The organism is Kocuria palustris (genome assembly GCF_007666205.1).
In the GTDB taxonomy this organism is placed as follows: Bacteria; Actinomycetota; Actinomycetes; order Actinomycetales; family Micrococcaceae; genus Kocuria; species Kocuria palustris_A.
In genome coordinates, this window is record NZ_VDOR01000002.1 from 346,082 (window position 1) to 360,372 (window position 14,291).

General features: G+C 69.3%; 24 protein-coding genes. All 24 read left to right on the top strand.

The window, feature by feature from the left end; all coding sequences use genetic code 11:
• The 24 genes from rplD to rpmJ all read left to right on the top strand — a co-directional run bounded on the left by rplD (position 1) and on the right by rpmJ (position 14,133).
• The gene (rplD, locus tag FSY66_RS03665; RefSeq protein WP_144791359.1) at positions 1–627 is read left to right on the top strand and encodes a 50S ribosomal protein L4; all 627 of its coding nucleotides are present in this window, start codon (positions 1–3) and stop codon (positions 625–627) included.
• Complete coding sequence (gene rplW / locus FSY66_RS03670; protein WP_144791361.1) at positions 624–926, top strand: 50S ribosomal protein L23; 303 nt, start codon at positions 624–626, stop codon at positions 924–926. Before rplD ends, rplW begins: the two co-directional genes overlap by 4 nt.
• Positions 927–959: 33 nt before the next feature.
• Positions 960–1,799, top strand: coding sequence for a 50S ribosomal protein L2 (gene rplB, locus FSY66_RS03675; RefSeq protein WP_144791363.1), 840 nt, complete (start codon positions 960–962; stop codon positions 1,797–1,799).
• Positions 1,800–1,811: 12 nt separating this feature from the next.
• A complete protein-coding gene (rpsS, locus tag FSY66_RS03680; protein ID WP_006213504.1) occupies positions 1,812–2,093 on the top strand; it encodes a 30S ribosomal protein S19 in 282 nt (93 codons plus the stop codon).
• Between the two features lie 50 nt (positions 2,094–2,143).
• Complete coding sequence (rplV, locus tag FSY66_RS03685; protein WP_144791365.1) at positions 2,144–2,509, top strand: 50S ribosomal protein L22; 366 nt, start codon at positions 2,144–2,146, stop codon at positions 2,507–2,509.
• On the top strand, positions 2,510–3,325 hold the full coding sequence (rpsC, locus tag FSY66_RS03690) for a 30S ribosomal protein S3 (protein WP_144791367.1): 816 nt from the start codon (positions 2,510–2,512) through the stop codon (positions 3,323–3,325).
• Positions 3,325–3,741 carry a 50S ribosomal protein L16 gene (gene rplP / locus FSY66_RS03695; protein ID WP_006213501.1) on the top strand — a complete coding sequence of 139 codons (417 nt, stop codon included), beginning with the start codon at positions 3,325–3,327 and terminating at the stop codon, positions 3,739–3,741. The genes rpsC and rplP overlap by 1 nt, the downstream gene beginning before the upstream one ends.
• A 3-nt stretch (positions 3,742–3,744) precedes the next feature.
• Positions 3,745–3,996: a 50S ribosomal protein L29 gene (gene rpmC / locus FSY66_RS03700; protein ID WP_144791369.1), complete on the top strand. Its 252-nt coding sequence runs from the start codon at positions 3,745–3,747 to the stop codon at positions 3,994–3,996.
• On the top strand, positions 3,993–4,274 hold the full coding sequence (gene rpsQ, locus FSY66_RS03705; RefSeq protein ID WP_144791371.1) for a 30S ribosomal protein S17: 282 nt from the start codon (positions 3,993–3,995) through the stop codon (positions 4,272–4,274). Before rpmC ends, rpsQ begins: the two co-directional genes overlap by 4 nt.
• Before the next feature lie 498 nt (positions 4,275–4,772).
• Positions 4,773–5,144 (top strand): 50S ribosomal protein L14, encoded by a 372-nt coding sequence (gene rplN / locus FSY66_RS03710; RefSeq protein ID WP_006213498.1) that lies wholly within the window; start codon positions 4,773–4,775, stop codon positions 5,142–5,144.
• Positions 5,144–5,488 carry a 50S ribosomal protein L24 gene (rplX, locus tag FSY66_RS03715; protein WP_144791373.1) on the top strand — a complete coding sequence of 115 codons (345 nt, stop codon included), beginning with the start codon at positions 5,144–5,146 and terminating at the stop codon, positions 5,486–5,488. Before rplN ends, rplX begins: the two co-directional genes overlap by 1 nt.
• Complete coding sequence (gene rplE, locus FSY66_RS03720) at positions 5,488–6,048, top strand: 50S ribosomal protein L5 (protein WP_144791375.1); 561 nt, start codon at positions 5,488–5,490, stop codon at positions 6,046–6,048. Before rplX ends, rplE begins: the two co-directional genes overlap by 1 nt.
• Before the next feature lie 63 nt (positions 6,049–6,111).
• Positions 6,112–6,510: a 30S ribosomal protein S8 gene (rpsH, locus tag FSY66_RS03725; RefSeq protein ID WP_144791377.1), complete on the top strand. Its 399-nt coding sequence runs from the start codon at positions 6,112–6,114 to the stop codon at positions 6,508–6,510.
• Positions 6,511–6,540: 30 nt separating this feature from the next.
• Entirely contained in the window at positions 6,541–7,077 is a 537-nt protein-coding gene (gene rplF, locus FSY66_RS03730; RefSeq protein ID WP_144791379.1) for a 50S ribosomal protein L6, read from the top strand.
• 2 nt (positions 7,078–7,079) lie between these two features.
• Positions 7,080–7,454, top strand: a complete 375-nt coding sequence (gene rplR / locus FSY66_RS03735; protein WP_144791381.1) for a 50S ribosomal protein L18 — start codon at positions 7,080–7,082, stop codon at positions 7,452–7,454.
• A complete protein-coding gene (gene rpsE, locus FSY66_RS03740) occupies positions 7,451–8,185 on the top strand; it encodes a 30S ribosomal protein S5 (RefSeq protein ID WP_144791383.1) in 735 nt (244 codons plus the stop codon). The genes rplR and rpsE overlap by 4 nt, the downstream gene beginning before the upstream one ends.
• Entirely contained in the window at positions 8,185–8,394 is a 210-nt protein-coding gene (rpmD, locus tag FSY66_RS03745) for a 50S ribosomal protein L30 (RefSeq protein WP_144791385.1), read from the top strand. Before rpsE ends, rpmD begins: the two co-directional genes overlap by 1 nt.
• Before the next feature lie 2 nt (positions 8,395–8,396).
• On the top strand, positions 8,397–8,888 hold the full coding sequence (gene rplO / locus FSY66_RS03750; RefSeq protein WP_144791387.1) for a 50S ribosomal protein L15: 492 nt from the start codon (positions 8,397–8,399) through the stop codon (positions 8,886–8,888).
• 296 nt (positions 8,889–9,184) lie between these two features.
• Entirely contained in the window at positions 9,185–10,495 is a 1,311-nt protein-coding gene (gene secY / locus FSY66_RS03755; protein WP_144791389.1) for a preprotein translocase subunit SecY, read from the top strand.
• A gap of 68 nt (positions 10,496–10,563) precedes the next feature.
• Positions 10,564–11,127 carry an adenylate kinase gene (locus FSY66_RS03760; protein WP_144791391.1) on the top strand — a complete coding sequence of 188 codons (564 nt, stop codon included), beginning with the start codon at positions 10,564–10,566 and terminating at the stop codon, positions 11,125–11,127.
• Positions 11,128–11,278: 151 nt separating this feature from the next.
• Positions 11,279–12,109, top strand: a complete 831-nt coding sequence (gene map, locus FSY66_RS03765) for a type I methionyl aminopeptidase (protein WP_144791393.1) — start codon at positions 11,279–11,281, stop codon at positions 12,107–12,109.
• Positions 12,110–12,377: 268 nt separating this feature from the next.
• On the top strand, positions 12,378–13,478 hold the full coding sequence (gene rlmN / locus FSY66_RS03770; RefSeq protein WP_186304402.1) for a dual-specificity RNA methyltransferase RlmN: 1,101 nt from the start codon (positions 12,378–12,380) through the stop codon (positions 13,476–13,478).
• A gap of 258 nt (positions 13,479–13,736) precedes the next feature.
• On the top strand, positions 13,737–13,958 hold the full coding sequence (infA, locus tag FSY66_RS03775) for a translation initiation factor IF-1 (protein ID WP_006213485.1): 222 nt from the start codon (positions 13,737–13,739) through the stop codon (positions 13,956–13,958).
• A gap of 61 nt (positions 13,959–14,019) precedes the next feature.
• A complete protein-coding gene (gene rpmJ, locus FSY66_RS03780) occupies positions 14,020–14,133 on the top strand; it encodes a 50S ribosomal protein L36 (protein WP_006213484.1) in 114 nt (37 codons plus the stop codon).
• The last annotated feature ends 158 nt before the right edge of the window (positions 14,134–14,291 follow it).

Here is a 14,291-nt window from a genome sequence, read left to right on the forward strand (position 1 = left end):
ATGGCAACTGAGACCATCAATGTGGACCTCCCCGCCGAGATCTTCGACGCCAAGTCCTCGGTGCCGCTGATGCACCAGGTCGTCGTCGCGCAGCTCGCGGCCGCCCGCCAGGGCACCCACAAGACCAAGACCCGCGCCGAGGTGTCGGGCGCCGGCCGCAAGCCGTTCAAGCAGAAGGGCACGGGCCGCTCCCGCCAGGGCTCCATCCGCGAGCCCCAGATGACCGGCGGCGGCATCGTGCACGGCCCGGTGCCGCGCGACTACTCGCAGCGCACGCCCAAGAAGATGAAGGCCGCCGCTCTGCGCGGCGCCCTGTCGGACCGCGCCCGCCACGGCCGCATCCACGTCGTGTCGGCCCTGGTCGAGGGCGCGACCCCGTCGACCTCGGCCGCCAAGGCCGCGCTGGCCGGTCTGACCGCCCGCCGGCACGTCCTGGTCGTGCTGGCCCGCCACGACGACGTCGCGGCGCTGTCGGTGCGCAACCTGCAGAACGTGCACAGCATCTACGCCGATCAGCTGAACACCTACGACGTGCTGGTCAGCGACGACGTGGTCTTCACCAAGGACGCCTACGACGCCTTCGTCGAGGCCGCGACGCCCGGCAAGAAGCAGGAGGACGCCAAGTGAGCGTGACCTACAAGGACCCCCGTGACGTGATCGTCGCGCCGGTCGTCTCCGAGAAGTCGTACGCCCTGATGGATCAGGGCCAGTACATCTTCCAGGTGGCCCCGAGCGCGAACAAGATCGAGATCCGCCAGGCGATCGAGTCCATCTTCGACGTCAAGGTGGCCTCCGTGAACACGATCAACCGTGCCGGCAAGCGGAAGCGCACGCGCTTCGGCTGGGGCCAGCGCAACAGCACCAAGCGTGCTGTGGTGACGCTGTCCGAGGGCACCATCGACATCTTCGGCGGTTCCCAGGGCTGAGGCCCGGGGACAGAGTCAACGAGGAACTAGAACATGGCTATTCGCAATCACAAGCCCACGACGCCGGGCCGCCGCGGCTCGTCCGTCGCGGACTTCGCAGAGATCACGCGCTCGACCCCGGAGAAGTCCCTGCTGCGTCCCCTGCCCAAGAAGGGCGGACGCAACAGCTCGGGACGCATCACCACCCGGCACAAGGGCGGTGGGCACAAGCGCCAGTACCGCGTCATCGACTTCCGTCGCCATGACAAGGACGGCGTGGACGCCCGGGTCGCGCACATCGAGTACGACCCCAACCGCACGGCGCGCATCGCGCTGCTGCACTACGTGGACGGCACCAAGCGCTACATCCTGGCGCCGACCCGCCTGAAGCAGGGCGACCTCGTGGAGTCCGGCCCGTCGGCCGACATCAAGCCCGGCAACAACCTGCCGCTGCGCAACATCCCGGTCGGCACGACCATCCACGCCGTCGAGCTGCGTCCCGGCGGCGGCGCCAAGATGGCCCGCTCCGCCGGCGCCTCGGTGCAGCTGGTCGCCAAGGAGGGCAAGTACGGGCAGCTGCGCCTGCCCTCCGGCGAGATCCGCAACGTCGACGTCCGCTGCCGCGCGACCGTCGGCGCGGTCGGCAACGCCGAGCAGTCGAACATCAGCTGGGGCAAGGCCGGCCGCAACCGCTGGAAGGGCGTCCGCCCGACCGTGCGCGGCGTCGTGATGAACCCGGTCGATCACCCGCACGGCGGCGGCGAGGGCAAGACCTCGGGCGGCCGTCACCCGGTCAACCCGAACGGCAAGCCCGAGGGCCGCACGCGTCGCCCCAACAAGGAGAGCGACAAGCTCATCGTCCGTCGCCGTCGCACCGGCAAGAACAAGCGCTGAGGAGCCTGAACCATGCCACGCAGCCTGAAGAAGGGCCCCTTCGTCGACCAGCACCTGTATCTCAAGGTGGCCAAGGAGAACGAGAAGGGCACCAAGAACGTCATCAAGACGTGGTCCCGTCGCTCGATGATCGTGCCCGACATGCTCGGCCACACCATCGCGGTGCACGACGGCCGCAAGCACATCCCGGTGTTCGTCACCGAGTCCATGGTCGGTCACAAGCTCGGCGAGTTCGCGCCCACGCGCACCTACCGCGGCCACGTGAAGGACGACAGGAAGGGCAAGCGCCGCTGACCTCGCGGTCGCAGCGTTTGACTTCCCGATAAGACGAGAAGAGGAAAGCAATGGAAGCCAAGGCATCCGCGCGCTACGTCCGCGTGACGCCGATGAAGGCCCGGCGCGTCGTCAACCTGATCCGTGGCCAGCAGGCGCACGAGGCTCTGGCGATTCTGAAGTTCGCCCAGCAGGGCGCTTCCGAGCCGGTGTTCAAGGTCCTGTCCTCGGCGGTCGCCAATGCGCGCCAGACCGCCGATCAGAGGGGACTGCCGTTCCGCGAGGAGGAGCTCGTCGTGAGCGAGGCCTTCGTCGACGAGGGGCCGACCATGAAGCGGTTCCGCCCGCGTGCCCAGGGCCGCGCGTTCCGCATCAACAAGCGAACGAGCCACATCACCCTGGTCGTGGCCACCCCGGAGAACGAGGAGGTCCGCTAAGTGGGACAGAAGATCAACCCCAACGGCTTCCGCCTGGGAATCACCACCGACCACGTGTCGCACTGGTTCACCGATTCCAACAAGGCGGGCCAGCAGTACAAGGACTACGTCCGCGAGGACATCAAGATCCGCAAGCTGATGGACACCGGCATGGAGCGCGCCGGCATCTCGAAGGTCGAGATCGAGCGCACCCGTGACCGCGTCCGGGTGGACATCCACACGGCGCGCCCGGGCATCGTCATCGGCCGCCGCGGCGCCGAGGCCGACCGCATCCGCGGCGAGCTCGAGAAGCTCACGGGCAAGCAGATCCAGCTGAACATCCTCGAGGTCAAGAACCCCGAGACGGATGCGCAGCTGGTGGCCCAGGGCGTCGCGGAGCAGCTCGCCTCGCGCGTGGCCTTCCGCCGCGCGATGAAGAAGTCCATCCAGTCGGCGCAGCGCGCCGGCGCGAAGGGCATCCGCATCCAGTGCGCCGGCCGTCTCGGCGGCGCCGAGATGTCGCGCTCGGAGTTCTACCGCGAGGGCCGCGTGCCCCTGCACACGCTGCGCGCGAACATCGACTACGGCTTCTTCGAGGCCAAGACCACCTTCGGCCGCATCGGCGTGAAGGTCTGGATCTACAAGGGCGACCTGACCTCCAAGGAGCTCGCAGCTCAGGAGGCGGCGGCCCCGTCCCGCGGCCGCGGCGGAGACCGCCGCGGCGGAGGCGGCGACCGTCGTCGCCGTCCCGAGCGCAATGACCGCAATGATCGCGGTGGACGTCGTGGAGAGCGCTCCGGCGACGCCCCCGCAGCGAATGCAGAGGGTGGTAACTGATGCTCATCCCCCGTCGTGTGAAGCACCGCAAGCAGCACCACCCCAAGCGCGGTGGCACTGCCACGGGCGGCACCACGGTCTCCTTCGGAGACTGGGGCGTCCAGGCCCTGACGCCGGCCTACGTCACCAACCGGCAGATCGAGGCGGCTCGTATCGCCATGACCCGCCACATCAAGCGAGGCGGCAAGGTCTGGATCAACATCTTCCCGGACCGCCCGCTGACCAAGCGTCCGGCCGAGACCCGCATGGGCTCCGGCAAGGGCTCGCCCGAGTGGTGGGTCGCCAACGTCAAGCCGGGGCGCGTCATGTTCGAGCTGGGCGGCGTGTCGGACGAGGTGGCCCGCGAGGCCCTTCGCCTGGCCATCCACAAGCTCCCGATGAAGGCGCGCATCGTGCGTCGCGAAGGCGGTGAATGATCAATGGCCGTTGGATCCAAGGATCTGAACATGGAGAAGCTCGTCGAGCTCGATGACACCGCTCTGCGCAGCGAGCTGAAGAAGGCCAAGGAGGAGCTGTTCAACCTCCGCTTCCAGTCGGCCACCGGTCAGCTCGAGAGCAATGGCCGCCTCAAGGCCGTCAAGCGCGACATCGCGCGCATCTACACGGTGCTGCGCGAGCGCGAGCTGGGCATCCGCGGCGCAGCCGAGACCTCGAAGGATGGTGCCAAGTGACCGAGCAGGTTCAGCAGACCGAGACCCAGCGCGGGGACCGCAAGTCCCGCCGCGGCTACGTCGTCTCGGACAAGATGGACAAGACCGTCGTCGTGCAGCTGCAGGACAACATCACCCACGCCCTCTACGGCAAGGTGATCCGCCGCAGCCAGAAGATCAAGGCGCACGACGAGCAGAACGAGTGCGGTGTCGGCGACCTGGTCGTCGTCGCCGAGACCCGTCCGCTGGCGGCGCAGAAGAACTGGCGCGTCGTCGAGATCGTCGAGAAGGCCAAGTGACCTCCGCTCCCGCAGCGCGGGAGCGAACGGCCCCGGGCCGGGCATGAGCTGCGCCCCTCCACCGCCGCGAGCGGGGGAGGGGCGCAGCCGTGTCTGCACGGCCCCCGGGCGGCGGATCCTGCGGCGCCGAGCCGTGCGCCGCGCGCTCCGATGCGAGCGGGCCGACGTGATCGGACTCAAGCCCCGATCCGCGCGTCCGCGCCGATCGCTCCTGTGCACGCCGCCGTGATGTGCTAGGATTGCTCCCTTGTGTGGGCATCTCTGTGCCCCCATCCCTCTGCCTTCCGTGCCAGCGCATAATGCTCGCGGCATCGGCGCGCCCTCGGGCACACCGGCATGACCACGGGTCCAGATGCTTCTGGCACGGTGCGGCTGAGCCCCTGCCGGCGCGCCTCGCGCGATCCCGGTGGAGGGGAACCCATCCGACGGACTGTTCCGCAAGGCCCGCCCCTGCTTTTCGAAGGGTGCGAGAACCAGCGCGACGACAGGAGAACAACAGTGATTCAGCAGGAGTCGCGACTCAAAGTCGCTGACAACACGGGTGCGAAGGAGATCCTGACCATCCGCGTTCTCGGTGGCTCTGGTCGCCGCTACGCAGGCATCGGCGACACCATCGTCGCCACCGTGAAGGACGCCATCCCCGGCGGCAACGTCAAGCGCGGCGATGTGGTCAAGGCCGTCATCGTCCGTACGCGCAAGTCGCGCCGTCGCTCCGACGGCTCGTACATCCGCTTCGACGAGAACGCCGCCGTCATCCTCAAGTCCGAGGGCGGCGATCCCCGAGGCACGCGCATCTTCGGCCCGGTCGGGCGCGAGCTGCGCGACAAGAAGTTCATGAAGATCGTCTCCCTGGCACCGGAGGTGCTCTGATGCCCAAGTTCAAGATCAAGACCGGCGACCTCGTCCAGGTCATGACCGGCAAGAAGGAAAACAAGGGCAAGCAGGGCAAGGTCCTGCGTGTCATCACCGAGACCGAGCGCGTGGTCGTCGAGGGCGTGAACGTGATCACCCGTCACAAGCGCCCCACGATGCAGGGCGAGGCCGGCGGCATCGAGAAGGTCGAGGCACCGATCCACATCTCGAACGTCGCTCTGGTCGATCCCGAGACCAACAAGCCGACCAAGGTCGGCTACCGCACCGAGACGGTCGAGCGCAACGGACGGACGAAGACCGTGCGCGTCCGCGTCTCCAAGACCACCGGCAAGGATCTGTGATGACTGAGACCACCATCGCCCCGCGCTTCAAGACCAAGTACGACGAGGTCGTCATGCCGGCGCTGCAGGAGCAGTTCGGCTACAAGAACGTCATGGAGATGCCGCGCATCACCAAGGTCGTCGTCAACATGGGCGTCGGAGACGCCGCCAAGGACTCCAAGCTGATCGACGGCGCCGTCCGCGACCTCACCGCGATCACCGGCCAGAAGCCCGTGATCAACCGCGCCCGCAAGTCGATCGCGCAGTTCAAGCTGCGCGAGGGCATGCCGATCGGCTGCCACACGACGCTGCGCGGCGAGCGGATGTGGGAGTTCCTGGACCGCCTGGTCACGCTGGCCCTCCCGCGAATCCGCGACTTCCGCGGCCTCTCGGACCGCCAGTTCGACGGCAACGGCAACTTCACGTTCGGCCTGACCGAGCAGGCGATGTTCCACGAGATCGATCAGGACAAGATCGACCGCGTCCGCGGCATGGACATCACCGTGGTGACGACCGCCAAGACCGACGACGAGGGCCGCGCACTGCTCAAGGCGCTCGGCTTCCCCTTCAAGACCAACTGAACCGCTACGTCGCAGGTCCCGCCCGAGGGCGGGAAACCATGACGAGGAAGGGCTAGAGCCCACATGACCATGACAGATCCTGTCGCAGACATGCTGACCCGTCTGCGCAATGCGAATTCGGCCTACCACGACACCGTGGCCATGCCGTACTCCAAGCTCAAGGCTCGCCTGGCCGAGATCCTCAAGGCCGAGGGCTACATCGAGGACTGGACCGAGGAGCCCGCCAAGGTCGGCAAGACCCTGGTGATGACCCTCAAGTTCGGCCCGCAGCGCGAGCGCTCCATTGCGGGCGTGCGCCGCATCTCCAAGCCCGGCCTGCGCGTCTACGCCAAGTCGACCAATCTGCCCCGCGTCCTGGGCGGCATGGGCATCGCCATCATCTCCACTTCCTCCGGCCTCCTGACCGATCGTCAGGCCGCGAAGAAGGGCGTCGGCGGCGAAGTCGTCGCCTACGTCTGGTGACCCGCTAGCAGAGGAAGGAAGGAAGAGAACATGTCACGTATCGGACGTCTCCCCATCTCTGTGCCCAGCGGCGTCGAGGTGAAGATCGATGGCTCCCTGGTCACCGTCAAGGGGCCCAAGGGGGAGCACCAGCACCAGATCGCAGCACCGATCACCGTCGTCCAGGAGGACGGCGTGATCACGGTGTCGCGTCCCGACGACGAGCGCGAGTCCAGGTCCCTGCACGGGCTGACCCGCACGCTCATCAGCAACATGATCATCGGCGTCACCGAGGGCTACTCCAAGGGCCTCGAGATCGTCGGCACGGGCTACCGCGTGGTGCCCAAGGGCAAGGACCTCGAGTTCGCCCTGGGCTACTCGCACCCGATCACGTTCCAGGCCCCCGAGGGCATCGAGTTCGCGGTCGAGGGAGCCAACAAGGTGTTCGTGAAGGGCACCGACAAGCAGCAGGTCGGCTATGTGGCCGCCAAGATCCGCGCCCTGCGCGCCCCGGAGCCCTACAAGGGCAAGGGCGTTCGCTACGCGGGCGAGCAGATCCGTCGCAAGGCCGGAAAGGCAGGTAAGTGACCATGGCTCTCCAAGTGAAGAGGGGCAAGTCGAAGTCCGCGGCACGCAGCCGCCGGCACCTTCGCGTCCGCAAGCACATCTCGGGGACCGCCGAGCGTCCGCGCCTGGTCGTGAACCGGTCCAGCCGCCACATGTTCGTCCAGCTCGTCGACGACAAGGCCGGCGTGACGCTCGCGTCCGCGTCCACCATGGAAGCCGAGCTCCGCGCCGCGGAGTCGGACAAGTCGGAGAAGGCCAAGCGCGTGGGCGAGCTCGTCGCCGAGCGCGCGAAGGCAGCCGGCATCGAGGCCGTCGTGTTCGACCGCGGTGGCAACAAGTACCACGGTCGTGTGGCAGCCGTCGCCGACGGCGCCCGTGAGGGAGGTCTGGCACTGTGAGCGAGCAGAACACCGAGAACACCACCACCACCGAGGCGGCTGCGGGCACCGGCGCGGCCGGCGCCGAGCAGTCCGCCGGCCAGGGCCGCGGCGGCGAGCGCAGCGACCGCCAGGACCGCGGCGGACGCGGCGGCGATCGCGGCGGACGTCAGGACCGCGGCGGACGCGGTGACCGAGGCGGACGCGGCGGCCGCGGCGGTCGCGACGACGACAAGGACAAGTTCCTCGAGCGCGTCGTGACCATCAACCGCGTGTCCAAGGTCGTCAAGGGCGGCCGTCGCTTCAGCTTCACCGCGCTGGTCGTGGTGGGCGACGGCGAGGGCATGGTCGGCGTCGGCTACGGCAAGGCCAAGGAGGTCCCCGCAGCCATCCAGAAGGGCGTCGAGGAGGCGAAGAAGAACTTCTTCCGCGTCCCCCGCATCGAGAACCGCACGATCCCGCACCGCGTGCAGGGCGAGGCCGCCGCAGGCGTCGTCATGCTGCGTCCGGCGACCCCGGGTACCGGCGTGATCGCCGGCGGTCCGGTCCGCGCCGTGCTCGAGTGCGCCGGGATCCACGACGTGCTCTCGAAGTCCCTGGGCTCGTCGAACCAGATCAACATCGTGCACGCGACCATCGAGGCGCTGCGTCTGCTCGAGGAGCCGGCTGCCGTTGCCGCTCGTCGCGGCCTGTCGATGGAGGACGCCATCCCGGCGCCCCTGCGCGGCATCCAGCAGAAGGCAGGTGCGTGATGACCACTCCGAAGCGAATCCAGGCCGACGGCCGGGACATCCGGATCACCCAGACCCGGTCCGTGGTCGGTCAGAAGCAGAACATGCGCGACACCCTGCGCTCCCTGGGCCTCAAGCGCCCGGGCAACGTCGTGGTGCGCAAGGCGGATGAGGTGACCGTCGGCATGGTCAACACCGTGCCGCACCTCGTCCAGGTTGAGGAGGCCTGATCATGGCTGAGCAGAACAACGACAGCGTCGTGGCCGTGGACGGCACGACCTCCGACGCCCTGAAGATCCACCACCTGCGTCCGGCTCCAGGGGCCAAGAAGGCCCGCCAGCGCGTCGGCCGCGGTGAGGCGTCGAAGGGCAAGACCGCAGGCCGCGGCACCAAGGGCACCAAGGCCCGCTACCAGGTGCGTCCCGGCTTCGCCGGCGGGCAGCTCGCGCTGCACATGCGCCTGCCGAAGCTGCGCGGCTTCACCAACCCGTTCCGCGTCGAGTACCAGGTCGTGAACCTGGACCGCCTGGGGGAGCTCTTCCCCCAGGGCGGAGCGGTGGACGTCGACCAGCTCGTGGCCAAGGGCGCCGTGCGCCGCAACCAGCCGGTCAAGGTCCTGGGCGACGGCGAGATCTCGGTGGCCGTGGACGTCACGGCCCACCGGTTCTCCAAGTCCGCCGCGGAGAAGATCGCCGCCGCCGGCGGCTCCACCACCGCGCTGTGACCGGACGGGCGCGCCGAGCGGCTCCTGAGGACCCGCCCGGCGCCGCCCCCGACCACGGCATCCGCAGGGCCCGCTTCCCCCACCCCGGGGGGAGCGGGCCCTGCGCCGTGTCCGGGCCCGCCCGGGGTGCCGTCGGTGTGAGGAGCCGCTCCATCCGGCGATGCGGGGTTCACGGAGCAGATGGTTACACTTGCACGGGCTGTCATGGCCCACCACCGACTTCCGCCCTCCGCCGGGCGTTCGCCGGATGACGGAGGACCGGCCGACGGTCACCCCCACGACCAGAGGAGAGTCGATTGCTCAGCGCCTTCGGACGAGCGTTCAGGACTCCCGAGCTGCGGAACAAGCTGCTGTTCACCATCGGGATCATCGTGATCTACCGGCTGGGCACCTTCGTCCCCGCCCCCGGTGTGGACTACGGGAACGTCCAGCAGTGCCTCGCCCTGGGCAACGCCAGCGGCGGCGTGTACGACCTCGTGAACCTCTTCAGCGGCGGCGCTCTGCTCCAGGTCTCGATCTTCGCCCTGGGCGTGATGCCCTACATCACGGCGAGCATCATCGTGCAGCTGCTGCGCGTGGTGATCCCGCGGTTCCAGGAGCTGCACGAGGAGGGCCCCCAGGGCCAGGCCAAGCTCACGCAGTACACGCGCTACCTGACGATCGGGCTGGCGCTGCTCAATGCCACCACGGTCGTGTCCTTGGCCCGCTCCGGCCAGCTGCTGGGGGAGTGCCCGCTGCCGATCATCCCGGACGACGGCATCCTCACGATCCTCATCATCATCGTGACCCTCACCGCGGGCACGACCGTCATCATGTGGCTGGGCGAGCGGATCACCGAGCGCGGCGTGGGCAACGGCATGTCCCTGCTGATCTTCACCTCGATCGCGGCCTCCTTCCCCTCGGCGCTCGGCCAGATCCTGAACACCCAGGGCGGGCTCGTGTTCGGGCTCGTGTGCCTCGTGGGCCTCGTCGTGATCGTCTGCGTCGTGTTCGTCGAGCAGTCGCAGCGACGCGTTCCGGTGCAGTACGCCAAGCGCATGATCGGGCGTCGGACCATCGGCGGCTCCACGACTTACATCCCGCTCAAGGTCAACATGGCCGGCGTCATCCCGATCATCTTCGCCTCGTCGATGCTGATGCTGCCCGGGCTGATCACGCAGTTCGCGGCCCCGACCGACGGCTCGCCCATGCCGGGGTGGATCAACTGGATCAACACGTACCTGGCCTCGGGCGATCACCCGGTCTACATGGCCACCTACTTCCTGCTGATCGTGTTCTTCACCTACTTCTACGTGTCGATCACGTTCGACCCGGAGGAGGTCGCCGGGAACATGAAGCGCTACGGCGGCTTCATCCCCGGGATCCGCGCCGGGCGCCCCACGGAGAAGTACCTCCAGCACGTCATCAGCCGCATCACGCTGCCGGGCGCCCTGTACCTCGGCATCGTCTCGATGATTCCCCTCATCGCCCTCGTGCTGTTCAATGCCAATCAGAACTTCCCGTTCGGCGGCCCCTCGCTGCTCATCATGGTGGGCGTGGGGCTCGACACGGTGAAGCAGATCGACGCGCAGCTCCAGCAGCGCCACTACGAGGGGCTGCTGCGCTGAGCCGGTCCGGCTCCGGCGAGCACCGGGGCCGGGCGCACCCCACCACCCGTTCCAGACGAGGAGACATCATGACCCGCATGCTGATCATCGGACCGCCAGGGGCGGGCAAGGGCACCCAGGCCGTGCGCATCGCGGAGCGCCTGGGGATCCCGGCCATCTCCACGGGCGACATCTTCCGCGAGAACATCCGCACCGGGACGGAGCTCGGCAAGGAGGCCCAGTCCTACACCGACGCGGGCAATCTGGTGCCGGACTCCGTGACCAACCGCATGGTCCGCGACCGCCTCTCGTGGGAGGACGCGGTCGACGGCTTCCTCCTCGACGGCTATCCGCGCACGCGCGCGCAGGCCGAGGAGCTCGACCGCATCCTCGCCGAGGCGGGCGCGGAGCTCGACGTGGCACTGCAGCTGACCGCGGACAAGGAGGAGCTGGTCTCCCGACTGCTCAAGCGCGCCCAGGAGCAGGGCCGCGCCGATGACACGGAGGACGTCATCCGCCACCGCCTCGACGTCTACGAGCGCGAGACGGCGCCGGTCATCGACCTCTACGCCGAGCGCGGCGTGGTCACCCGGGTCGACGGCATCGGCGCGATCGACGACGTCACCGAGCGGATCGCGGCCGCGCTGGCCTGATCCGGCTCGGGCGCGGCACTCCGGTCACCGGGTGCGCGGGCGATCCCCCGGCCCCCGGCGGCACGACCGCCGGGGGCCGTCGCACCGGCTCGCAGGGCGGGCGTCGCAGCGGCGCCGCGCGAGAGCCTCGGCAGCACAGAGAGGAGGCGGCATGTTCGGCCGTCGCAGGATCGAGTACAAGTCCGATGCGCAGCTGCGCGGCATGGTCCGCGCCGGCATCGTGACCTCACGGGCGCTGGACGCCGCCGTGGCGGCCGCGGTGCCCGGTGCCACGACGGCAGATGTGGACGCGGCGTTCCGGGAGGTCCTCGCCGCGAACGGCGCGACGTCGAACTTCCTGGGCTACTACGGCTATCCGGCGACCGTGTGCGTCTCCGTCAACGAGGAGGTCGTCCACGGGATCCCGGGGGAGCGCGTGCTGGAGCCGGGGGACATCCTCTCGATCGACGGCGGCGCGATCGTCGACGGCTGGAACGGCGATTCCGCCCGCACGGTCGTCCTCGACCCTGCCTCGGAGGAGGACCGGCTGCTCTCCGAGGTCACCCGGGAGGCGCTGTGGCGCGGCATCGCGGCCGCTGCCACGGGCACCCGCGTGGGGGACATCGGGGCGGCCGTCGAGGACCATGTGCGCGAGCGCGTCGGGGACCGGCTGGGGATCCTGGAGGACTACGTCGGCCACGGCATCGGCTCCCAGATGCACATGGCCCCGGACGTGCTCAACTACCGCGCCTCGGGCGCTTCCCCGGCCCTGAAGCCCGGCATGTGCCTGGCCATCGAGCCCATGCTGGTCACCGGGGGCATCGCCACGACCACGCTGGACGACGACTGGACGGTCGTGACCGACGACGGCGGACGAGCCAGCCAGTGGGAGCACTCGGTGGCGATCCACCGCGGGGGCCTCTGGGTGCTGACCGCCGAGGACGGCGGCGCATCCGAGCTCGAGCCCCTCGGGGTGAGCCCGGTCCCGATCCCCGGGGCCTGAGCCCCGCCGCCCTTCCGCAGCCCGCACCCGATCCGCCCCGCCGGGGCCTGGAGACATCGTGACCCAGACCAGCCAGCCGCTTCCCGATCCCGCCGTGGGCCCTCCCGAGACGCCCGTGGCCCCCGTCGAGCAGCTCGACCAGCCGGAGATCCTGGGGGACGATGCCCAGGTGGAGATCACCGGTCTCGAGGGCGCCGCCGCCCCGGAGCACCAGGAGACCGATCCCGATGCCGGGACCCCGGACACCCCCCGCCCCGTCCCGGGGCAGCTGGTGTTCAAGGCGGCCCGGCGCGGCAAGCCGCCGCGCCACCTGGCGGACACCGACATGGCCGGGCGGCGCGAGCTGCTCCGGGAGATGGGGCACAAGCCGTTCCGCGCCGAGCAGCTCTCGCGGCACTACTTCGAGCGCTTCGCCTCGGACCCGGCGGACATGACGGACCTGCCCAAGGCCGGACGCGAGCAGCTCGTGCACGACACCCTGCCGCAGCTGCTGAGCACGGTCCGCACGCTGCAGGCCGACGGCGGCGACACGGTCAAGCGCGTGCACCGGCTCTACGACGGCGCCCTGGTCGAGTCGGTGCTCATGCGCTACCCCAACCGCGTGACCATGTGCATCTCCTCGCAGGCCGGCTGCGGGATGAACTGCCCGTTCTGCGCCACGGGGCAGGCGGGTCTGACCCGCAACCTGTCGGCGGCGGAGATCGTCGGGCAGGTCGTCGAGGGCATCCGGATGACCCGCGACGGCGAGGTCGGGCGCCGGGAGCAGGACCCTCTGCGGGTCTCCAACATCGTGTTCATGGGCATGGGGGAGGCCCTGGCGAACTACAAGGCCACGATGGAGGCCGTGCACCGGCTGATCGACCCGGCCCCGGAGGGCCTGGGCATCTCGGCTCGCGGGCTCACGATGTCGACGGTCGGGCTCGTGCCGGGCATGCGCAAGTTCACCCGCGAGGGGCTGCCGCTGACCCTGGCGCTGTCGCTGCACGCCCCCGACGACGAGCTGCGCGACGAGCTCATCCCGATCAACAACCGCTGGAAGGTCGACGAGGCCCTGGACGCCGCGCGCGAGTACTTCGACGCCACCGGGCGCAGGGTCTCGATCGAGTACGCCCTGATCCGGGACATGAACGACCAGGGGTGGCGGGCCGACCTGCTGGGCGAGAAGCTCAACGCGCGCGGCACCGGCTGGGTGCACGTGAACCCCATCCCGCTGAACCCCACCCCGGGCTCCAAGTGGACGGCCTCGCGCAAGGGCGTCGAGCAGAACTTCGTCGAGCGGCTGCGGGCGCACGGGATCCCCACCACCGTGCGCGACACCCGCGGCTCGGACATCGACGGCGCGTGCGGCCAGCTGGCCGCGGCGAGCTGAGCCGGCTCGTCCCGCCCCCGCCCTCCCGTCCCCGGGCGGGAGGGCGGGCGTCTTGTCCGCGACCGGGGATTGACGTACTATCTCCTGTTGGTTGTCTGCGTACTCGTCTGCGTACCCGGACACCGAGCCGCACCCCTTCCCCCGCGCCTCCGGCGCCGGGTCGAGTGCGCGCGCGATCAGGTGCCGCAGACGGCTGCAGACAGAGAACCGAGCCCCGCCCGCGTCCCATGGATGCGGGCACTGAAGTGAGCGGAGTACATGGCTAAGAAAGACGGAGTCATCGAGATCGAAGGCGGCGTGGTCGAAGCGCTCCCGAACGCAATGTTCCGGGTGGAGCTCGACAACGGCCACATCGTCCTGGCCCACATCTCCGGAAAGATGCGCCAGCACTACATCCGGATCCTCCCCGAGGACCGTGTGGTGGTGGAGCTGAGCCCCTACGACCTCTCACGGGGTCGGATCGTCTACCGCTACAAGTGAGTCGGAGCCCCGTCGGCGCAGCCGGCGGAGCCGACTCGTCCAGCTAACGCGAAGGAATGCGATGAAGGTCCAGCCGAGCGTGAAGCAGATCTGCGAGAAGTGCAAGGTGATCCGCCGCAACGGGCGGGTCATGGTGATCTGCGAGAACCCGCGCCACAAGCAGCGTCAGGGCTGATCCAGCCCCGATGCGAGATATCCGCCGCGCCCGCGGCGGATGACAGAGGCACCGCTCCCGACCGGAGAGATCCAGGCGGGCACCCCCGGCACGGAGGCCGGGGACCACGGGCCAGGGCTGCGGCCCCCCGATGGACAGCGATGCTCCAGACCTCCGTG